The sequence below is a fragment of the Kitasatospora sp. NPDC088391 genome, assembly GCF_044753345.1.
In the GTDB taxonomy this organism is placed as follows: Bacteria; Actinomycetota; Actinomycetes; order Streptomycetales; family Streptomycetaceae; genus Kitasatospora.
This window is the reverse complement of the sequence record NZ_JBIVNB010000009.1, coordinates 215,764-234,796: the sequence shown is the minus strand read 5'-3', so window position 1 is coordinate 234,796 and position 19,033 is coordinate 215,764. Positions and strand designations below refer to the sequence as shown.

Below are 19,033 nucleotides of genomic sequence, written 5' to 3'. Positions count from 1 at the left end.
GAGCCGGGAAGGACGCCGACGCGTCGAAGGCGTCGAACCGCCGCCGGACGGGGCCGACGGGCGCACGGGCACGACACGCCGGCCCTTCGGTCGGTTCGGTCCGGCCCCCCCGCGCAGCGGCTTCGCGCTTCGCCCACCGGTTGCTGACGCCCTGCCAGGTCGTGCCGCGCGGGCGGGCGGCTTCGGTCGGGCATCCTGTCCGATCGCCGTGTCCGGCCCCGCGCAGCGGCTCTGCGGTTCGTCCCTCCGTTGCTGACGGAGGCTCAGGCCGCGCCGAGCAGGTGGAGGAGTTCGGCGATCAGGAAGTGCGCGCCGGTGTAGCCGATGCCCTGGAACCAGAGCTGGTCGTCGACGGGGAAGGCGCGGTGGGCCCGGACGGCGGCGAGGGACTGCCAGGCGGGGGAGGCCAGGGCGGCGGTGAGGCCGTTGCGGTCGGGGTGGCCGTAGCCGGCGTAGAGCAGCAGGTCGCCGTCGGCGAGGGGGAGGCGGTCGGGGGCGGCCTCGACGGCGAAGCGGTCGGTGTTCTGCGGGTCGGGTCGGGGGAGGCCGAGGTCGGCGAGGACGCTGCCGGGGAAGTTCTGCCGGGCGTAGAGGCGGGGACCGGGGGAGCCCTCGACGAAGCGGACCAGGCTGATCCGCTGCCCGCCCGCGCCCGCCGAGGCCAGTGCGCGGACGGCCTGGTCGACGTGCCGGGTGTAGCCGCCGAGGACGGCGGCGGCCTGTTCGCGGCGGTCGAGCGCGGCGGCGTGCAGCTGGAAGTTCTCCTTCCAGGGGGCGCCGGTGGTGGCGGTGGCCACGGTCGGGGCGAGGGCGCGCAGCGTGTCCAGGTGGGCGCCGTCCCGGGTCAGGTTGGTGAGGAGCAGTTGCGGCCGGGCGGCGCTGATCGCGGTGGCGTCGGGCGGGGCGGCGACGTCGCCGACCACGGCGACCCCGGCCAGCCGGGAGGCGGGCCAGTAGCCGGGCAGGGCGGCGTCCAGCGGGGCCTTCGCGGCGCCGACGGGCGTGATGCCGAGGGTCATCGCGGAGTCCAGTTCGGCGGTGTCGAGCACCACCGCCCGGATCGCCTCGCCGGGCACGGTGACCGGCCCGTCCGCGGTGCCGACCGTGACGGGCGGCCGCGGCCGCGGGCTCGGGCTCGGGCTGGGGGTGGGCGTCGGGCCGGCGGAGGTGTCGCTCGACCGCGGGGGCACCGGGAGTTCGCGCGGGCCGCAGCCGGTGAGCAGGGCGGCGCCGAGCCCGGTGAGGACGGTCCGGCGGGGGAGCGGGGGCGGCATCCGGGGCCTCCGGCGAGGTCGGGCGGGGAGTTATGTCCGTATTGTGCGGGTGCACCCGCCGCTTCCGGTCGGAACCACGCTGACTAGGCTGGTCGGCATGGCTCTCACCGTCGGCTTCGACCTCGACATGACGCTCCTCGACACCCGCCCCGGCATCAAGGCCACCTACCAGGTGCTGGCCGCCGAGACCGGGGCCCGGATCGACGCCGACCTCGCGGTGAGCCGGCTCGGGCCGCCGCTGACCCACGAGCTGGCGCACTGGTTCCCGGCGGACCAGGTGGAGCGGGTCGCGGACCGCTACCGCGAGCTGTACCGGGAGCACGCCGTCCCCGGCAGCCTCGAACTGCCGGGCGCGCTGGCCGCGGTGGCGGCGGTGCGGGCGGTCGGCGGCCGGGTGCTGGTGATCACCGGCAAGTACGAGCCGAACGCCCGGCTGCACCTGGAGGGGATCGGCCTGGAGGTGGACGCGCTGGTCGGCGACCTGTGGGCGGAGACCAAGGGCGACGCGCTGCGCGAGCACGGCGCGGACGTCTACGTCGGCGACCACCTGGGCGACGTCCGGGGCGCGCTGGCCGCCGGGGCGGTCGCGGTGGGCGTCGCCACCGGCCCGTACGGGCCCGCCGAACTCACCGCCGCGGGCGCGCACACCGTCCTGAACGACCTGACCGAGTTCCCGGCCTGGCTGACCGCCCACCTGGCGGGCTGAGCCCCCGTCAGCCGGTGGCGGACGCGGCCTCCCGGGCGGCCCGCCGCCGGCGGGACTGCGCGCGGGCGCCGGCCAGCAGGCCGAGCAGCGACACCAGCAGGCCGGCCGGCATCAGCATGGACAGCCAGTACGCGGTGGCCGGGAAGCGCGCCAGGTCGAAGGCGTACGGCACGAAGGTGACCAGGGTGGCGAGCGCGCCGAGGGCGAACAGCACGCCGCCGACGCGGACCAGGGTGTCGCCGGAATCGCTGGGCTGACGGCTCACTTCGACTCGCTCCTTCGCACGCTCGGTCCTCCCAGTGTCCCACTGCCGCCGGGGCCGCCCGCCCACCCCTCCTGACCGGCGGCGCGTCACAGCCCGCAACTCCGTGCGCGCAAGGAGTTTCGACTCTCGGCGGGGCCGGGTATGCAGCCATCGCGCGGGCGTGCGGCCGATCGGCCCACCGGAGCCCGCCCGTCGGCGATCGGGGGTGTGGGCCAGTGGAAGGCGCGTCAGTCGCGGGGCACGGCCGCGCCCCGGTCCGGAATCCCTTGGCTGTTCCGTTGCACGCTGAGGGATCATTGCTCCACTGAGCGAAACCGGCCGTCCGCAGTCAGTGGCCGGCCCGCACCCATCCGCGACCCGACGGGGTCGCTCGCACCCGACATCGAGGACTTTTCGAGATGCCCACCGGCCAGGTCAAGTGGTTCAACGAGACGAAGGGCTACGGCTTCCTGTCGCGCGACGACGGCGGCGAGGTCTTCGTCCACACCAAGGCGCTGCCCGCGGGCGTCACCACGCTGCGGCCGGGGCAGCGGGTCGAGTTCGGCGTCGCCGCGGGCCACCGCGGCGACCAGGCGATGAGCGTCCAACTGCTGGACGCGCTGCCGTCGGTGGCCGCCGCCCAGCGCAAGAGCGCCGACGACATGGCCCCGATCGTCCAGGACCTGATCACCAAGCTGGACAGCGTCCTCCCGGGCCTGCAGCGCGGCCGCTACCCGGGCAAGCCGGAGGGCCAGAAGATCGCCATGGTGCTGCGCGCCATCGCCGACCAGTTCGACGTCTGAGCCCGGCCCCGACGCCTGCTCAGACGAAGGCCAGCGCGCCCGGGTCGACGGCGGGGACGAGTCCCTGCTCGGCGGCCCGGGTGAGCAGGCCGCGCACCGCCGCGTAGCCGTCCTCGCCGAGGTCGGCGGTGAACTCGTTGACGTACAGCCCGATGTGCTGCTCGGCGACGGCCGGGTCCATCTCCTGGGCGTGCGCCAGCACGTACGCCCGGGAGGCCGCCGGGTCCGCCCAGGCCGCCCGGACCGAGGCCCGCACCGTGTCGGCGAGTGCGCGCAGCCGCTCGGCGCCCAGCGAGCGCCGGGCCACGATCGCGCCCAGCGGGATCGGCAGCCCGGTGGCCGCCTCCCACGCCTCGCCCATGTCGGCCAGGCAGTGCAGCCCGTACTCCCGGTACGTGAACCGGGCCTCGTGGATCACCAGCCCGGCGTCCACCTCGCCCGCCCGGACGGCCGGCATGATCTCGTGGAACGGCAGCACCACGATCTCGCCGAACCCGCCCGGCACCGCCTCCGCCGCCCACAGCCGGAACAGCAGGTACGCCGTCGAGCGCTCGCTCGGCACCGCGACCCGCCGCCCGGCCAGCGCGGCCGGCTCCAGCGGACCGGCCGTCAGCACCAGCGGCCCGCAGCCCCGGCCGAGCGCCCCGCCGCACGGCAGCAGCGCGTACTCGTCCAGCACCCACGGCAGCTGGCCGTAGGAGATCTTCAGGACGTCCAACTCGCCGCGCTCGGCCAGCCCGTTGGTGACGTCGATGTCCGCGAACCGCACCTCGGGCGCGTCCGCGCCCGGGATCAGGCCGTGCGCCCAGGCGTGGAAGACGAAGGTGTCGTTCGGGCAGGGCGAGTACGCGACGGACAGCGGCTCGGCCATCTCAGACCTCCTGGAGCAGACGTGGCAGCGGCGGCAGCGCCGCGAAGGCCCGTTCCAGGGCCGCCAGCGCCTCGCCGATCCGCCAGGACGCGCGGTCGCGCGGCCCGACGGCATTGGACACGGCCCGCAGCTCACCCACCGGGAGCCCGGCCCGGGCGGCCGCCTCGGCCACCCCGAAACCCTCCATCGCCTCGGCCAGCGCCCGCGGGTGACGCCCCCTCAGCAGGTCGGCGCGCTCCGCCGACCCCGTCACCGTGGACACCGTCAGCACCTCGCCGACCGCCCCGCCGGTCGCCCCGGCCAGCGCCGCCGCCAGCCCGCCGGGCACCGGGTGCCGGACGGTGCCGAAGCCCAGCTCGGCGACGTCCGCGAACCCGTCCGGGGTCTCCGCACCCAGGTCGGCGGCGACCAGCGCGTCCGCCACCACCAGCGAGCCGACCGGCGCGGCGGGCGCGAAACCGCCCGCGATGCCCGCCGACAGCACCAGCCGGAACCGGCCGCCGGCCAGCGCCGCCGCCGTGCCCGCCGCCGCCGCGGCCGGGCCGACGCCCGCCGCCAGCACCGTCGCGCCGCTGCCCGGGCCCAGCCCGCGCCGCACCGCTTCGGCCTCGGCCTGCACGGCCACGACGACGAGCAGTCCGGCGGCGGGGCCGGACTGCTCGTCGGGGAGCTCAGCGGTCATCGACCGAGCGGCTCAGCTGGTCTTGTTGGTCAGGTCGAAGGCCCAGACCGCGTAGTACTCCTGGGTCTTCTTGTCCTGCGCGACCACGGTCACCGAGGTGACGTCGTTGGTCGACAGCAGGCCGGCCGCGCTCTTCGAACCCGAGTAGGTCACCCCGGTGAGGACCGCCTCGGCCGGGCCGCCGGCCAGTGCCGCCTGGCCCTCCGCGCCGCCGTTGGTCAGCGCGAACCAGCCCTTCTCGGCCAGATCCTCGGGCACCCCGACGCCGATCCGGTCGCTGGCCCGGACGTCCAGCTTCGGCAGCTTCTTGTCCTTGCGGGCCTGCTGGATCTCCTTCAGGCACTTGGACAGGACGTCCTCGCCGAGCGGCTTCCCGTCGTTGTAGCAGGTCGGGGAGGGGGCCGTCGAAACGGTCGAGGTGCCGACGACCAGCATGGCCTTGGCCTCCTCGGGCTTGCCGGCGTCGTTCGCCAGGTAGATGCCGGTCCCGAGGGAGGCGGCGCCGACAACGACGACACCGGCGATACCGGCGATGGCACGGGTGCTGAGGCTCATGCGCAAGAGGCTACTCGCCTTCCGCGATCACACGATGCCCGGGGCCCCGAGTCGCCCGCGGGTTGCTCCGCACGCGGGCGCGTCGCGCCCGCGCGGGTCAGGCCACCCGGGGCCGGGCCGCCGACCGGCGCGGACCCGCCCGCAGCAGCGAACGGAACGTCAGCAGCAGCATCACCGCCATCACCGCCGCCGCCACCGTCAGCCCCAGCACCGCGTTCAGCGGCAGCGAGATGCCCACCACCCCGCCCAGCACCCAGCTCAGCTGCAGCGCCGTCTCCGAGCGGGCGAACGCCGAGGTCCGCACCGCCTCCGGCACGTCCCGCTGGATCAGCGCGTCCAGCGCCAGCTTGCCCAGCGACGCCGACATGCCCGCCACCCCGGCCACCACCGTCACCGTCGCCACGCCGTACCAGAGCGCCGCCGCGCCCGCCGCGACCGTCGCCAGCGCCAGCACCGCCGTCACCGTCACCTCGCCCGCCCGGGTGCGCAGCCACGAACCCAGCACCGAGCCCAGCGCGTTGCCCAGGCCAGCCGCGCCCGCGACCACGCCCAGCGCCACCGTCTCCGGCAGCCCCCCGATCGGGTCCTTGCGGATCAGGAACGCCAGGAACATCACCAGGAAGCCGACCAGCCAGCGCAGCGCCGCCACCCCGCGCAGCGCCATGATCACCGAGGGCCCGACCGCCCGCAGCACGCCCTTGGGCCGCTCCCCGTGCGGCTCGGCGTGCAGCTCCGCGCGCTGCTCGCCCTTCGCCGAGTCCACCTTGTGCGGCAGGTGGAAGGCCATCAGCGTGCCGATCACGAACACCACGAACGCCCCGCGCAGCGGCCACCCCGGGCCGATCAGGTGCAGCAGCCCGCCCACCCCGCCCGCCACCAGCGTGGTCAGCAGACCCGCCAGCGTCACCCGCGAGTTCGCCTTCACCAGCGACAGCTGGGCCGGCAGCAGCCGCGGCACCACCACGCTGCGCACCACCCCGTACGCCTTCGACGCCACCAGCACGCCCAGCGCCTCCGGGTACAGCTCCAGGCCGCCCGAGGTCACCGTCCCCGCCATCACCCAGGCCAGCGCGGCCCGGGCCAGCATCGACATCGCCATCGCGGTCCGCCGGCCGTGCGGCAGCCGGTCCAGCAGCGGGCCGATCACCGGGGCCAGCACCGCGAACGGCGCCATCGTGATCAGCAGGTACAGCGCCACCCGGCCGCGGGCCTCGCCGGTCGGCACCGAGAAGAAGATGGTCGACGCCAGCGCCACCGTGATCAGCATGTCGCCGAACGAGTTCAGCGCGTGCAGCTCGATCAGCTTCGCCAGCCCGGACTCGCCCGCGCCCTCCGCGGACGTCGCCCGCCGGATCCGCCGGCCCGTCCCGTGCACCACCCGCCCCGTGCGCACCCCCATCGCCGACGCGCCGCGCGCCAGACGGTTGGGCGACTTCACGGTCGGCGCCCCCGCGTCCTCCTGAGGGGCCGTCGGACGCGCCTCGTCCGCCTCCGGCTCGCCGGGGGCTGCGGGGTGCGGCCGCGGCACGGCGGACGGCTCCGACCGGCCCTCGGCCTGCCCCGGAAGCGGTCCGTGCCGCGGCGGGTTCTCGTCCGCCACAACCCCATCCTGCCCGAGAATCGGAAGCCTAACGAGTGATTGCCGCACCCACGGCGCGCCCGCACGGGCCGCCCCGGACTGTGCCGCACCGTCGACCGGCGGGTAGCCTGCACTACGCGCGTGCCCGGCCTGCGCAAGGGGGCGGCCGACCGAGGCGGCGCGGCCCGGCCACGGAGCGGCCCCGGGTCTAGCAGAATGGACCGGCCCCGTGTCAACGGGCGCCGCTCCCGAGACGTGGCAGTGACAACCGGTGCGTGCCCGCCCCGCCGGGCTGCCTCGGGACCGCAGGATGACAGGACTGGGAGAGAACCGACGCCGTGAGTGCTGCGATGCGAAGCCGTACCCCTGACCGGCTCTGTGCCGAGGCCGTCGACCTCGCCCGCCAGGCAGTCGTGGAGAGCGTCGGAGAGGCCTTCGTCGGCCCCCACGTGAAGGCGAGCCCGGACGCCGAACGGGTCGTCACCCACACCTTCGAGTGCCTCGACCCCGCCTACCGCGGCTGGCACTGGGCGGTCACCGTCGCCCGCGCCCCCCGGGCCAAGAACGTCACCCTGGACGAGGTCGCGCTGCTCCCCGGCGGCGACGCCGTCCTCGCCCCCCAGTGGGTGCCGTGGAGCGAGCGGCTGCGCCCCGGCGACCTCGGCCCCGGCGACCTGCTGCCGACCGGCGCCGACGACGAGCGGCTCGAACCCGGCTGGAGCGGCGAGGACGAGCCCGCCCCCAACTCCGCGCTGGCCGAGGTCGACGAGGAGGACCTGCTCGCCGCCGAACCCGGCATCCAGCCGCTGCCGGCCCGCGCCGAGATCGGCGCCGTCGCCGGCGAACTCGGGCTCGGCCGCCCCCGGGTGCTCTCCCGGCGCGGCCTGCACCAGGCCGCCGAGCGCTGGGAGACCGCGTACGGCCCGCAGACGCCGATGGCGCAGTCCGCCCCCGCCTCCTGCTCCACCTGCGGCTTCCTGGTCCCGATCGGCGGCTCGCTCGGGCAGGCGTTCGGCGTCTGCGGCAACGAGTTCGGCCCGGCCGACGGCCAGGTCGTCTCGCTCGGCTACGGCTGCGGCGCGCACTCCGAGGCCGCGATCCTCCCCGCCCCGCCGGTCCCCGCCGAACTGATCCTCGACGAGACCGTCGTCGAACCCCTCCAGATCCACCCCGACCGCGGCTCCGGCTCGGTCGAACCCGACGCCCCCACCGAGGAGTTGGGCCACTCCTGACGGGCCCTCCGGCAGGCCCCCGCCCCCGCTCCGCGCGCCGCCCCGGGCGCGCGCGGAGCGTGCCGCGTCCGACACCCCTGGCAGAATGCCGACTCGTACGCAGACCACGCGAAGGGCGGCTCGGCACGTGGAGTCTCGGATCATCGGCAGTGCGGCGTCCCCCGAGGAATCGGACGTCTTCGACACCGCCCGGCTGCGGCACACCGTGCTGGCGGCCTGGACGGCGGCACCCGCCCGGTTCCGGGAGGACGCCAACGCCGAGGAGGAGCTCGCCCTCGGCGGCTACCGCGACCGCCTGATCGTCGAACTCGCCCAGAACGCCGCCGACGCCGCCGCCCGCGCGGGCGCCCCCGGCCGGCTCCGGCTGATCCTGCGCGACGGCGTCCTCGCCGCCGCCAACACCGGCGCCCCGCTGGACGCCGCCGCCGTCGAGTCGCTCTCCACCCTGCGCGCCTCCGCGAAGCGCGCCGACGCGCAGCCCGTGGTCGGCCGCTTCGGCGTCGGCTTCGCCGCCGTCCTCGCCGTCAGCGACGAACCCGCCGTGATCGGCCGCCGCGGCGGAGTCCGCTGGTCGCTCCCCGACGCCCGCGCCAGGGTCGCCGAAATCCCGGAACTGCACGACGAGTTGACCCGCCGTGAGGGCCACGTCCCGGTGCTCCGGCTGCCCTTCCCGGCCGAGGGCGACACCGTCGAGGGCTACGACACCGTCGTTACCCTCCCGCTCCGCGACCCCGCCGCCGAGGACCTCACCCGCCGACTGCTCGCCGGGATCGACGACGCCCTGCTGCTCACCCTGCCCGGCCTGGCCGAGATCGTCGTGGAGACCGCGGACGGCGTCCGCACCCTCACCCGCGTCGAGGACCCGCCGCGCCCCGACCGGCTCCCCACCGTCACCGTCACCGACGACGGGCGCCGCACCGTCTGGCAGACCGTCAGCGCCGCCGGGACCGCCGCGCCCGCACTCCTCGCCGACCGCACCACCGAGGAGCGCGCCCGCCCGCAGTGGACGCTCACCTGGGCCGTCCCCGTCGACGAGCACGACCACCCGCGGCGGCCCGCCACCGCCGCCGTGGTGCACGCCCCCACGCCCAGCGACGAACCGCTCGGCCTCCCCGCCCTGCTGATCGCCTCCTTCCCGCTCGACCCCACCCGCCGGCACGTCGCCCCGGGGCCGCTCACCGACTTCCTGGTCGAACGCGCCGCCGACGCCTACGCCGACCTGCTGCGCACCCGCGGCGCCGACGTCCACGCGCTCGACCTGGTCCCCGGCCCGCTCGGCCGGGGCGCCCTCGACAACGCGCTGCGCACCGCCGTCCTGGAGCGGCTGCCCGACACGCCCTTCCTGCCGCACCCGCCCGGCACCGAGGAGGGCACCCCCGCGCTCCGCCCGCGCGACGCCGTCCTGCTGGAGGGCGCCGACCAGGACGTGGTCGAGGCGCTCGCCCCGGTCTTCCCCGGCCTGCTCCCGGCCGGCCTGGAGCGCCGCGTCGAACTGCGCACCCTCGGCGTCCGGCGGGTCCCGCTCGCCGAGATCGTCGACCAGCTCGGCGGCCTGGAACGCGAACCCGCCTGGTGGCGCGGCCTGTACGCGGCCCTCGGCGGCGCCGACCCGGAGGCCCTCGGCGCGCTGCCCGTCCCGCTCGCCGACGGCCGCACCGTCACCGGCCCGCGCCGGGTCCTGCTGCCCTCCGACGCCGCCGACTGGGCCGGCCACGAGGGCTACCCCGAGTCCCTCGCCGAGGCCCTCGACCTGCTCGACCTGCGCCTCGCCCACCCCGAGGCCGCGCACCCGCTGCTGGCCAGGCTCGGCGCCGGCACCGCCACCCCCGCGGGCGTCCTGGACACCCCCGAGGTGCGGGCCGCCGTCGCCCGCTCGCTGGAACTCGGCGAGGACGACTTCGACGCCGCCCTCGACCTCGCCGACGCCGTCCTCGCCCTGGTCAAGGCCGCCGCCCCCGCCCCCGGCGAGCACCCCTGGCTGGCCCGCCTGGCCCTCCCCGACGACGAGGGCGAACTCGCCCGCGCCGGTGAACTCCTGCTCCCCGACAGCCCGTTGGCCCGCCTGGTGGACGAGGACGAGGCCGCCTTCGTCGACGAGGACCTGCTGGAGCGCTGGGGCCCCGAGACGCTGGCCGCGGTCGGCGCGCTCACCGGCTTCACCCTGGTCCGCGCCGAGGACGTCGTCCTCGACCCCGACGACCTGGAGCGCCTCGACCCGACCGCCCCCGCCGACCGCGCCGCCGGCGGCCGCCCCACCGGCCTGATCGACGAGGCCCCCGACGGCCTCGCCGAATGGTGCGAGGACGCCCTCGACGCCCTGCACGCCGACGACGCCGCCGACCTGGGCGTCCCGCCGGTCGCCGCCGAACTCGTCGCCGTCCGCGACCTCGACCTGGTCGCCGACGACGCCTGGCCCGAGGCGCTCGCCCTGCTGGCCCGGCCCCCGTACCGGGACGCCGTGATCACCCCCGTCCGCACCCTGCTGCCCGACGGCAGCTACACCGACCTCCCGCCGTACACCGCCTGGTGGCTGCGCGACCACCCCGTCCTCGACGGCCGCGAGCCCGCCGGCCTGCGCGCCGCCGGGGCCGACCCGCTGCTCCGCGGCCTCTACGACGAGGCCCGCACCGACCTCGACCCGCAGTTCCTGCACGCGCTCGGCGTCCGCACCACGCTGGAGGCGCTGCTCGCCGAACCGCACGGCCCCGAGGAGCTGATCGACCGGCTCACCGACCCGCTCTCCGCGGTGACGCACCGCCAACTGCACGGCATCTACAGCCTGCTGGCCGCCCTCCCGGCGGAACGGGTCGAACCCCTGGACGTGGTCCGGGCGCTGGCCCCGCTGGACGACGGCACCGGCCGCCGCGAGGACACCACCGTCATCGTCGACGCCGCCACCGCGGTCGTCGCCGACGCCCCCGACCTGGTCGAACTCCTCCACGACCACGCCGTGCTGCCGGTCCACCCCGCGCTCGCCCCCGCGCTCGCCGAACGCCTGCACGTCTCGCTCGCCAGCGAGGTCGCCGGCGGCCGGGTCCTCTCCGAGGGCACCCTGCACCGCACGCCCGCCGTGGTCCGCGAACTCCTCCCCGGCTGCCCCGCCGTCTACGAGGAGCACGAGGACCTGCTGGTCGTCGGCCCCGACGGCGAGGAGGCCCGGGTCGACTGGCGCTGGGACACCGGCGCGACCGCCCCCGAACTCCCCTACGACCCGCAGGAGGCCGACCCCGCCGACGAGGACGACGAGTTCGACGTCCCGCCGGTCCCCGGCCTCCTGCACGCCGCCACCCCCGAGGGCCTCGCCGCCGGCCTCGCCTGGTCCGTCCACCAGTGGCACCGCCGCTTCGAGATCCTCGCCGCCCTCACCGAACCGGACCGGGCGTACGAACTGCTGGCGGCCCGCGACTACGAATAGATCTGGTCGCGGGTTCGGAAGGATGCGCTTTCAGGGGCCCGGGGAACGGCGGAGCCGAGTGGCGGGTGTCCGACGGGCCGCGGGGCGCCACCCCGTTTCGGGCCGGAGGTCCTCGGCGAAAGCCCCGTAGCGCCCCACTGTGCTCCGGCGCATCGCCCCTCGGCCCCGCCGTTCCCCGGGCCCCTGATCACCCAGCGTGTGCCGCAGAGCTTTCCCGGTCCCCTGACGGGTCCTGTTGCCGTTCCACGAACAGCCGAGAGGTGACCTCCAGCAGGCCGCCCGCCACCAGGGCGGTCGCGACCCCCGTCAGCGGGTCGCGCCAGCCGACCAGTTGGAGCTGGAAGAAGTCCGCCAGCCAGGGCACCACCAGGACCAGCGCGAACGCCCCGGCCATCGTGCCGATCAGCAGCAGTCGCCACCAGGTGTACGGCCGGGCGACGATCGCCAGGACCCAGATCGCCGTGATGAACAGCGTCAGCGTGGCGACCGAGGTGTCCGCCTTCAGGGTCGTCTCCTCGTCGCCCCGGGCCAGCGCGTACGCCACGAAGGTCGCCGTCCCGCAGATCACCCCGCCCGGGACGGCCAGCCGCAGCACCCGCCGGACGAACCCGGTGCGGGCCCGCTCGTTGTTCGGGGCCAGCGCCAGGAAGAAGGCCGGGATGCCGATGGTCAGCGAGGAGAGCACCGTCGAGTGCCGGGGCAGGAACGGGTACGGGACCTGGGTGCACACCACCAGCAGCGCCAGCAGCACCGAGTAGACCGTCTTCACCAGGAACAGCCCGGCGACCCGTTCGATGTTGCCGATCACCCGGCGGCCCTCGGCGACCACCGAGGGCAGCGTGGCGAACCGGTCGTCCAGCAGGACGATCTGCGCGACCGCCCGGGTGGCGTCCGAGCCGGTGCCCATCGCCACGCCGATGTCCGCGTCCTTCAGCGCCAGCACGTCGTTCACGCCGTCGCCGGTCATCGCCACCGTGTGGCCCTTCGACTGCAGCGCGCCGACCAGCGCCCGCTTCTGCTGCGGCGTCACCCGGCCGAACACCGCGGTGCGGTCGGCGACCTCCGCCAGCTCCGCCGGATCGGTCGGCAGCGTCCGGGCGTCGGTCGCGGTCTCCGCGCCCGGTAGGCCCAGGTGCGCGGCCACCGCGCCCACCGAGACGGCGCTGTCGCCGGAGATCACCTTCGCCCGGACGTCCTGCGAGCGGAAGTAGCGCAGCGTGTCGGCGGCATCCTCGCGCAGCCGCTGCTGCAGCACCAGCAGCGCCAGCGGCCGCAGCCCGGCCGCCGGGTCCGGGTCGTCCAGCGGCAGCGGGCTGCGGCCCAGCAGCAGCACCCGCAGGCCCTTGGCGCCCAGCTCGTCCACCTCGGCCAGCGCCGGGTCGCCGGCCGGGAGCAGCACGTCCGGCGCGCCGAGCAGCCAGCTGCCCTCGGTGCCGCCGGGCTCCAGCAGCTGCACCCCGCTCCACTTGCGGGCCGAGGAGAACGGGATCGCCTCCAGCACCCGCCAGCGCCCCTCCGGCGGCGGCCCGTACGCGTCGATCACCGCGCGCATGCTCGGGTTCGGCCGGGCGTCGGCGGCGCCGATCGCGCCCAGCGCCTCCGCCAGCAGCGCCTCGCCGGCCTGCGGCACCTCGGCCGGGTCGGCGAGCGGGCGCAGGTCGACCAGGTCCATCCCGCCCTCGGTGAGGGTGCCGGTCTTGTCCAGGCAGACGGTGTCGACCCGGGCCAGGCCCTCGATCGCCGGCAGCTCCTGCACCAGGCACTGCTTGCGGCCCAGCCGGACCACGCCGATCGCGAACGCCACCGAGGTCAGCAGCACCAGGCCCTCGGGCACCATCGGCACGATGCCGGCCACCATCCGGCGGACGGCCTCCTTCCAGTCGTGCCGCTGCACCGCCAGCTGGCTGACGATCAGGCCGATCGCGGTCGGGATCAACAGGTAGGTGATGAACCGCAGGATCTGGTCGATGCCGGAGCGCAGCTCGGACTTGACCAGGGTGAACCGGCTGGCCTCCTCGGCCAGCTTGGCCGCGTACGCCTCCCGGCCGACCTTGGTGGCGGTGAACGCGCCCGCGCCCGCGACCACGAACGAGCCCGACATCACGTGGTCGCCCGGGTGCTTGAGCACCGGGTCCGGCTCGCCGGTCAGCAGCGACTCGTCGATCTCCAGGCCGTCCGCCTCGGTGACGTCGCCGTCCACCACCACCTTGTCGCCGATGCCCAGCAGCACGGTGTCGTCCAGCACGATCTCCGCGGTGGCGACCTGGGTCGCGGCCCCGTCCCGGCGGACCTGCGGGCGGGCCTCGCCGATCAGCGCCAGGCTGTCCAGGGTCTTCTTGGCGCGCGTCTCCTGGATGATGCCGATCGCCGTGTTCGCCACGATGACCAGGCCGAACAGGCCGTCCTGGATCGGGCCGACGACCAGGATGATGCCGAACATCACGCCGATGATCGCGTTGAACCGGGTGAACACGTTGGCCCGGACGATCTCCCGCACCGAGCGGCTGGAGCGCACCGGCACGTCGTTGACCTGCCCGCGGGCGACCCGCTCGGCGACCTCGGCCGCGCTCAGCCCGGGCCGGTACGCGCCGCCCGCGCCGGTGGGGTGCGCGCCGGGGCCGCCGTCGGTACCTGACTGCTGGGGGGCCGTGCCTTCCACGGGGTGCGTCATGGCACCGACTCTAGGTGGGCGATTTGTCCGGTGCGTCCCACCTCGGTGCTATTCGGGCCGGACGGGTGGCGGGGTGTCAGTCCTCGGTTCCCGCGCCGGGTTCCGCCCCGGCCTCCGCCGCTTCCCGGGCCCGGCGGATCGCGGCCCGGCGGGCCGTGCAGTACTTCAGGCCGATCAGTCCGAGCAGGCCGCCGGACAGGCAGATCCACGGCCAGCTGCCGTGACCGTGGTCCGAGAGCCACCCCTGGAACGGCACCAGCGCCACGAAGCCGACGAACCACAGCACCGTGCCGGTGCCGACGATGGCGACGTCGTTCCCCTCGATCGCCGGGGGAGCGGGGCGCAGTGCGGTCTTGGGCATGGGGCCTAGCCTACGGGGCGGTTCCGGCGGGCCGGGAGAGGCGGACGGTTCCAGGCCTGACCGTTGATGATCGTAAGGGCCTTGTTCTACGCGCGAAGATGGCGCGTGCACGACCGGAATCGCCATACTGAAACTCCCCCACCCTCAGTTCTCCGACCGGTTCCCCCCGGTCGCCCCTCTCCCGATCGAGGACCCCCGCCATGTCTCCGCAGGCCCAGTCGACCACCGCGTCGCCCGAGCCCACCCCGAGCGCGCCGCAGCCCCCGTCCGGCGCCCTGGACCGCTTCTTCAAGATCTCCGAACGGGGCTCCACCCTGCCCCGGGAGATCCGCGGCGGTGTCGCCACCTTCTTCACGATGGCGTACATCCTGGTGCTCAACCCGATCATCCTGGCCTCGGCCACGGACATGAACGGCACCCACCTCAGCAGCGGCCAACTGGTCACCGCGACCGCGCTCACCGCCGGCCTGACCACCCTGCTGATGGGCGTCATCGGCAACGTCCCGATCGGCCTGGCGGCCGGCCTCGGCGTCAACACCATCGTCGCGCTCCAGCTCGCGCCCAAGATGACCTGGCCCGACGCGATGGGCATGGTCGTCCTGGCCGGCGTCGCGATCATGCTGCTGGTCGCCACCGGCCTGCGCGAGCGCGTCATGAACGCCGTCCCGCTCGGCCTGCGCAAGGCCATCGCCATCGGCATCGGCCTCTTCATCGCCCTGGTCGGCCTGGTCGACTCCGGCTTCGTCACCCGGATGCCGGACGCCGCCCACACCACCGTCCCGCTCCAGCTCGGCACCGGCGGCCACCTGCACGGCTGGCCGGTCCTCATCTTCATCCTCGGCCTGCTGCTCACCATGGCGCTGGTCGTCCGCAAGGTCCCCGGCGCGATCCTGATCTCCATCGCCGTGATGACCGCCCTCGCCGTCGTCGTCCAGCAGGCCGCCGGCCTCTCCGACGCGGCCTGGGGCCTGACCGTCCCGACCTGGCCCGGCAACCCCGTCGCCACCCCCGACTTCGGCCTGGTCGGCCACTTCAGCCTGTTCGGCGGCTTCTCCAAGGTCGGCGTGCTGACCGGCGTCCTGTTCGTCTTCACCGTCCTGATGAGCTGCTTCTTCGACGCGATGGGCACCATCCTCGGCGTCGCCGACGAGGCCCACCTGCTCGACGAGAAGGGCGACCTGCCCGGGATCAACAAGATCCTCATGGTGGACGGCATCGCCACCGCCGCCGGCGGCGCGACCTCCTCCTCCGCCAACACCTGCTTCGTCGAGTCCACCGCCGGCGTCGGCGAGGGCGCCCGCACCGGCTTCGCCTCGATCGTCACCGGCGCGCTCTTCCTGCTCGCCCTCTTCCTCACCCCCCTGGCCACCATGGTCCCGGCCCAGGCCGCCACCCCCGCCCTGGTCACCGTCGGCTTCCTGATCCTCGCGAACTCCGTCAAGGAGATCGACTGGACCGACTACACCATCGCCATGCCGGCCTTCCTCACCATCGTGATGATGCCGTTCACCTACTCCATCACCAACGGCATCGGCTTCGGCTTCATCGCCTTCTGCGTCCTGCGCATCGTCGCCGGCCGCGCCCGCACCGTCCCCGTCGCCATGTACGGCGTCGCCGCGGTCTTCGCCTTCTACTACCTGATGCCGGCCCTCGGCCTGCTCTGACGCCCGACTCGTGATGCGGTTGGTGGGCGCAGCCGTGCCTTGTGGGCCCTCTCCTCGCGGGAGGGCCCACTCTGTCGTCTGTCCTCAGCGTTCGACCACACCCAGAAGGATGAAGATAGGGCGCCTGTCGGCTTGAAGCCCGGTTCCCTGCCGGAAGATCGAGGGCTGGAGGCGGAGAGCGGAAAGCCACGTAGGAACGTACGTGGCTCTCCTCGGCAGAGTCCTGTCGTACACCCGCTTGACTGGAAACCCTAGACTCTGCGCAGGGTCGGCCCATTGGTAGACGGACGCTTGGGGGCGGTGACGTGACTCTCAACAGCGAGGTGTGGCAAGGCCACTTCGCGGAGGGCTTGGTCTGGGCGCTTGCCTGCGCGGCTGGCCTCAATCCTGGCAAGAGAGCACTGGATGTCGACGGCGTCGACATCCAGATCTGCTTCCCCGGCAGAGCAGGGACGAAGAGATATCCACTCATTGAGGCGCAGGTGAAATCCTGCAGTAATCCGATGTATGTGGATAGTAGCTTCTCCTACTCGATTCCTGTCAAGAACTACAATGATCTTGTCGGGGTGGTCGGCGAGGATCTTCCGACTCGGCGGTACCTATTTCTGGTGCACGTTCCGGCCGATAAGGGTGACTATGTTGAATCATCTATTGATTTCAGTCGATTCCGCCATGCAATCTATTGGGTCGATCTGATGGAGAGAGAGCCGATCGACCCCGCCAAGCAGGCCAGCAAGTCCGTGCATGTGCCTACGAGAAATCTCCTCACGGTTGAAACGCTGACTGGCTTGGTAGCCGGTTCTCTCGCGATCGGTGGTGAATAGAATGATTACAGGGTTCGGAGACTTCGGCGAATCGCAGGCGTCTGACCCTCGGCGCATCTCTTTGTATCTCACCTCGCGTGGCTGGAGCCCTGCAGCCGAGCCCGGCGGGACGCTTTGGTTCTCCAGTGGTGGAGATTTTCAAGTATTTGTTCCAAAGAGCCCTCGGATGCGCGGATATGCGTCACACATTCGCAGCATGATTGAGACATTGGCGACTGCTGAGGGCCGTAGTTCGAATCAGATTGTTGTCGAGATTGCGCGCTCGGATGCTGACGTTCAGTATGTTCGAACGCGCCCAGGGGGGGATCCTGGAACGACTCCGATCGAAGATGGCGTGAGGGCGTTCGAGAGTCTCCGCCAGTGGGTGCTTGCCACTGCTGTATCGGCAAGCAGTGACCGGCCTCGGCTCGTGCAGCCAGCAAGGAAGCCTGCGCAGGCCCTGGACTTCATGCGCTCCGTGCGCCTGGGGCCGACTCTTGAGGGAAGCTACGTATTCACCGTCTATATTCCTATTCCGCCGCGCATCGGGCAACTATCTCTCGATGGCGAGGATATTGGATTCCCTGATGTCGATCAGCCATTTCAGCGACGCGTTTCATTGTCGCTTCGAGAATCCACTGTTCAGGCTGTGGATGCTGCTGATGAGGTGATTAGACTCGGGCGCGGGATGGACTCTTTTGTCGGACGCGTCGATCGGGGGGTGAATGCAAACCTTTGTGAGGCGCTGTCGGGCCTGTCGGGCGGGAGTCAGGAGCCCGTCGACATCGAATTCTCATGGGCCCTCTCTCGCCCAGTGGAGCCAACTCGACCCGTCGTGGTGACCAGTAGTCATGCGGCAGTTTTGCGAGAGGCGGCCCAGGAATTGCGGGCGCAGACGCCCGCCGAGGACGTCAAGGTAGTCGGAGCAGTGGTGCGGCTGCATCGTGAGGGCTCAATGGGCCCGGGTGAGGTGAGCATTGCCGGTATCGTCGAGGGGGATTTGAACGATAAGCTGCGACGGGTCTGGTTTGAATTGCCGGAGGTCAGCTATGCAGTTGCCACGCAAGCGCATGAGCGCGGATCGACGGTTTCAGTGACCGGGACGCTCGTCAGGCGTGGGAACAGATATTTTCTTCAGAATCCAAGCGATTTCTATGTAATTCCCGAGTGAGTCGGCGCAGCCGGGGCTGACATACACGCGAACCGTGTGGATTGGTGTGGGGTGAGCGGGGTGCTCTCCCTGTCCGAGGCCGTGGTGGCTTCCATCACCAACGGCATCGGCTTCGGCTTCATCGCCTTCTGCGTCCTGCGCATCGTCGCCGGCCGCGCCCGCACCGTCCCCGTCGCCATGTACGGCGTCGCCGCGGTCTTCGCCTTCTACTACCTGATGCCAGCCCTCGGCCTGCTCTGACGCCTCCGCGCCGGGCCCCCTCGACGGCTCTCCCCCACGACCACTGCGGGGGAGGGCCGTTGTGCTGTTCGATATCGGGCGAGAAACGATATCGATATCACGGAGGCTCGTCGGCCGACGGAGGGGCGAACATGACGCGCACGGTCATCGACCTGGACGACGACCTCCTCGCGGAGGCCCAGCGGCTCTTCGGGACGTCCACCAAGGTCGCCACGGTGAACGCCGCCCTGCTCGAAGCCGTCAAGCTCGCCCGCCGGACAGAGTTCGCGGACGCCGTGGCCAGCGGGGAGTTCGACCTCCTCAACGAGCCGGGCGACCGGGCGGTGGCGTGAGCAGGGAGCACTTCCTGATCGACAAGTCGACCCTGGCCCGGTGGGGAAAGCACCCCGTGCGGCCGGTGCTGGACGACCTCTCCCAGCGGGCCCTGCTCGCCGTCAGTCCGACGGTGGAGATGGAGGTGCTGTACAGCGCCCGCACCCTGGCCGAGGCCGAGCGGCTGCGCCACCTGCTCCGGGGCTTCGACTGCCTGTCGTGTCCCGACGAGGTGTGGGACCGGGCGAAGCAGGTGCAGCAGCAGGCGCTGTTCCGCGGGAACCACCGGGCGCTGTCGATGGCGGACCTGCTCATCGCGGCCACGGCCGAGCGGCACGATGTCACCGTCCTGCACTACGACGGCGACTACGACATGATCACCGCCATCACCGGGCAACCCACCCGCTGGGTCGTACCGGCGGGGACGGCCGACTGAGTCCCTGGCCGAGT

Annotated in this window: 17 protein-coding genes and 1 pseudogene; 10 read left to right on the top strand and 8 right to left on the bottom strand. The window is 73.3% G+C overall.

From position 1 onward, the window contains the following. Positions 1-263: 263 nt before the first annotated feature. The gene (locus ACIQBJ_RS25910; protein ID WP_400715121.1) at positions 264-1,274 is read right to left on the bottom strand and encodes an ABC transporter substrate-binding protein; all 1,011 of its coding nucleotides are present in this window, start codon (positions 1,272-1,274) and stop codon (positions 264-266) included. A 97-nt stretch (positions 1,275-1,371) separates the two neighbouring features. Here ACIQBJ_RS25910 and ACIQBJ_RS25905 point away from each other — a divergent pair, with 97 nt between their 5' ends. After that, on the top strand, positions 1,372-1,980 hold the full coding sequence (locus tag ACIQBJ_RS25905) for an HAD family hydrolase (protein WP_400715119.1): 609 nt from the start codon (positions 1,372-1,374) through the stop codon (positions 1,978-1,980). A 7-nt stretch (positions 1,981-1,987) separates the two neighbouring features. On the opposite strand, the gene ACIQBJ_RS25900 is transcribed toward ACIQBJ_RS25905, so the two are convergent. Then, positions 1,988-2,245: a hypothetical protein gene (locus ACIQBJ_RS25900; protein ID WP_400715117.1), complete on the bottom strand. Its 258-nt coding sequence runs from the start codon at positions 2,243-2,245 to the stop codon at positions 1,988-1,990. Positions 2,246-2,643: 398 nt separating this feature from the next. On the opposite strand from ACIQBJ_RS25900, the gene ACIQBJ_RS25895 reads away from it, so the two are divergent. Next, positions 2,644-3,027 carry a cold-shock protein gene (locus ACIQBJ_RS25895; protein ID WP_014137515.1) on the top strand — a complete coding sequence of 128 codons (384 nt, stop codon included), beginning with the start codon at positions 2,644-2,646 and terminating at the stop codon, positions 3,025-3,027. Between the two features lie 19 nt (positions 3,028-3,046). Here ACIQBJ_RS25895 and ACIQBJ_RS25890 read toward each other — a convergent pair whose 3' ends face one another. The 4 genes from ACIQBJ_RS25890 to ACIQBJ_RS25875 all read right to left on the bottom strand — a co-directional run bounded on the left by ACIQBJ_RS25890 (position 3,047) and on the right by ACIQBJ_RS25875 (position 6,534). Beyond that, positions 3,047-3,898 (bottom strand): 1,4-dihydroxy-6-naphthoate synthase, encoded by an 852-nt coding sequence (locus tag ACIQBJ_RS25890; protein WP_400715114.1) that lies wholly within the window; start codon positions 3,896-3,898, stop codon positions 3,047-3,049. 1 nt (position 3,899) lies between these two features. After that, a complete protein-coding gene (locus tag ACIQBJ_RS25885; RefSeq protein ID WP_400715112.1) occupies positions 3,900-4,580 on the bottom strand; it encodes a futalosine hydrolase in 681 nt (226 codons plus the stop codon). A 12-nt stretch (positions 4,581-4,592) separates the two neighbouring features. After that, complete coding sequence (locus ACIQBJ_RS25880) at positions 4,593-5,135, bottom strand: hypothetical protein (RefSeq protein WP_400715110.1); 543 nt, start codon at positions 5,133-5,135, stop codon at positions 4,593-4,595. Between the two features lie 97 nt (positions 5,136-5,232). Then, on the bottom strand, positions 5,233-6,534 hold the full coding sequence (locus tag ACIQBJ_RS25875) for an MFS transporter (RefSeq protein ID WP_400715316.1): 1,302 nt from the start codon (positions 6,532-6,534) through the stop codon (positions 5,233-5,235). A gap of 530 nt (positions 6,535-7,064) precedes the next feature. Here ACIQBJ_RS25875 and ACIQBJ_RS25870 point away from each other — a divergent pair. Together ACIQBJ_RS25870 and ACIQBJ_RS25865 are read left to right on the top strand one after the other, a co-directional pair. After that, positions 7,065-7,946, top strand: a complete 882-nt coding sequence (locus ACIQBJ_RS25870; protein ID WP_400715108.1) for a DUF3027 domain-containing protein — start codon at positions 7,065-7,067, stop codon at positions 7,944-7,946. Positions 7,947-8,073: 127 nt separating this feature from the next. Beyond that, complete coding sequence (locus ACIQBJ_RS25865) at positions 8,074-11,361, top strand: sacsin N-terminal ATP-binding-like domain-containing protein (protein ID WP_400715106.1); 3,288 nt, start codon at positions 8,074-8,076, stop codon at positions 11,359-11,361. 187 nt (positions 11,362-11,548) lie between these two features. Here the strand turns inward: ACIQBJ_RS25865 and ACIQBJ_RS25860 are convergent, their stop codons facing one another. Together ACIQBJ_RS25860 and ACIQBJ_RS25855 are read right to left on the bottom strand one after the other, a co-directional pair. Further along, positions 11,549-14,032: an HAD-IC family P-type ATPase gene (locus ACIQBJ_RS25860; protein WP_400715104.1), complete on the bottom strand. Its 2,484-nt coding sequence runs from the start codon at positions 14,030-14,032 to the stop codon at positions 11,549-11,551. Positions 14,033-14,108: 76 nt separating this feature from the next. Beyond that, positions 14,109-14,393 carry a DUF2530 domain-containing protein gene (locus tag ACIQBJ_RS25855; protein WP_400715102.1) on the bottom strand — a complete coding sequence of 95 codons (285 nt, stop codon included), beginning with the start codon at positions 14,391-14,393 and terminating at the stop codon, positions 14,109-14,111. 200 nt (positions 14,394-14,593) lie between these two features. On the opposite strand from ACIQBJ_RS25855, the gene ACIQBJ_RS25850 reads away from it, so the two are divergent. The 6 genes and pseudogenes from ACIQBJ_RS25850 to ACIQBJ_RS25825 all read left to right on the top strand — a co-directional run bounded on the left by ACIQBJ_RS25850 (position 14,594) and on the right by ACIQBJ_RS25825 (position 19,019). Continuing rightward, positions 14,594-16,057 carry an NCS2 family permease gene (locus ACIQBJ_RS25850; protein ID WP_400715100.1) on the top strand — a complete coding sequence of 488 codons (1,464 nt, stop codon included), beginning with the start codon at positions 14,594-14,596 and terminating at the stop codon, positions 16,055-16,057. 305 nt (positions 16,058-16,362) lie between these two features. After that, complete coding sequence (locus ACIQBJ_RS25845) at positions 16,363-16,881, top strand: DUF4365 domain-containing protein (RefSeq protein ID WP_400715098.1); 519 nt, start codon at positions 16,363-16,365, stop codon at positions 16,879-16,881. Positions 16,882-17,077: 196 nt separating this feature from the next. Then, complete coding sequence (locus tag ACIQBJ_RS25840; RefSeq protein ID WP_400715096.1) at positions 17,078-18,031, top strand: hypothetical protein; 954 nt, start codon at positions 17,078-17,080, stop codon at positions 18,029-18,031. Between the two features lie 90 nt (positions 18,032-18,121). Beyond that, positions 18,122-18,271 (top strand): annotated as a pseudogene (locus ACIQBJ_RS25835) (NCS2 family permease); the annotation flags it as partial. A gap of 131 nt (positions 18,272-18,402) precedes the next feature. Further along, positions 18,403-18,603 carry a type II toxin-antitoxin system VapB family antitoxin gene (locus tag ACIQBJ_RS25830; RefSeq protein ID WP_400715094.1) on the top strand — a complete coding sequence of 67 codons (201 nt, stop codon included), beginning with the start codon at positions 18,403-18,405 and terminating at the stop codon, positions 18,601-18,603. Then, positions 18,600-19,019: a PIN domain nuclease gene (locus ACIQBJ_RS25825; protein WP_400715092.1), complete on the top strand. Its 420-nt coding sequence runs from the start codon at positions 18,600-18,602 to the stop codon at positions 19,017-19,019. Before ACIQBJ_RS25830 ends, ACIQBJ_RS25825 begins: the two co-directional genes overlap by 4 nt. Positions 19,020-19,033: the final 14 nt, after the last annotated feature.

Excerpts from the sequence above, each read along its gene's own strand:
- ACIQBJ_RS25910 (WP_400715121.1), bottom strand. The coding sequence starts at position 1,274 with ATGCCGCCCCCGCTCCCCCGCCGGACCGTCCTCACCGGGCTCGGCGCC.
- ACIQBJ_RS25840 (WP_400715096.1), top strand. The coding sequence starts at position 17,078 with ATGATTGAGACATTGGCGACTGCTGAGGGCCGTAGTTCGAATCAGATT.
- ACIQBJ_RS25890 (WP_400715114.1), bottom strand. The coding sequence starts at position 3,898 with ATGGCCGAGCCGCTGTCCGTCGCGTACTCGCCCTGCCCGAACGACACC.
- ACIQBJ_RS25905 (WP_400715119.1), top strand. The coding sequence starts at position 1,372 with ATGGCTCTCACCGTCGGCTTCGACCTCGACATGACGCTCCTCGACACC.
- ACIQBJ_RS25855 (WP_400715102.1), bottom strand. The coding sequence starts at position 14,393 with ATGCCCAAGACCGCACTGCGCCCCGCTCCCCCGGCGATCGAGGGGAAC.
- ACIQBJ_RS25880 (WP_400715110.1), bottom strand. The coding sequence starts at position 5,135 with ATGAGCCTCAGCACCCGTGCCATCGCCGGTATCGCCGGTGTCGTCGTT.
- ACIQBJ_RS25895 (WP_014137515.1), top strand. The coding sequence starts at position 2,644 with ATGCCCACCGGCCAGGTCAAGTGGTTCAACGAGACGAAGGGCTACGGC.
- ACIQBJ_RS25860 (WP_400715104.1), bottom strand. The coding sequence starts at position 14,032 with ATGACGCACCCCGTGGAAGGCACGGCCCCCCAGCAGTCAGGTACCGAC.
- ACIQBJ_RS25885 (WP_400715112.1), bottom strand. The coding sequence starts at position 4,580 with ATGACCGCTGAGCTCCCCGACGAGCAGTCCGGCCCCGCCGCCGGACTG.
- ACIQBJ_RS25870 (WP_400715108.1), top strand. The coding sequence starts at position 7,065 with ATGCGAAGCCGTACCCCTGACCGGCTCTGTGCCGAGGCCGTCGACCTC.
- ACIQBJ_RS25875 (WP_400715316.1), bottom strand. The coding sequence starts at position 6,534 with ATGGGGGTGCGCACGGGGCGGGTGGTGCACGGGACGGGCCGGCGGATC.
- ACIQBJ_RS25830 (WP_400715094.1), top strand. The coding sequence starts at position 18,403 with ATGACGCGCACGGTCATCGACCTGGACGACGACCTCCTCGCGGAGGCC.
- ACIQBJ_RS25850 (WP_400715100.1), top strand. The coding sequence starts at position 14,594 with ATGTCTCCGCAGGCCCAGTCGACCACCGCGTCGCCCGAGCCCACCCCG.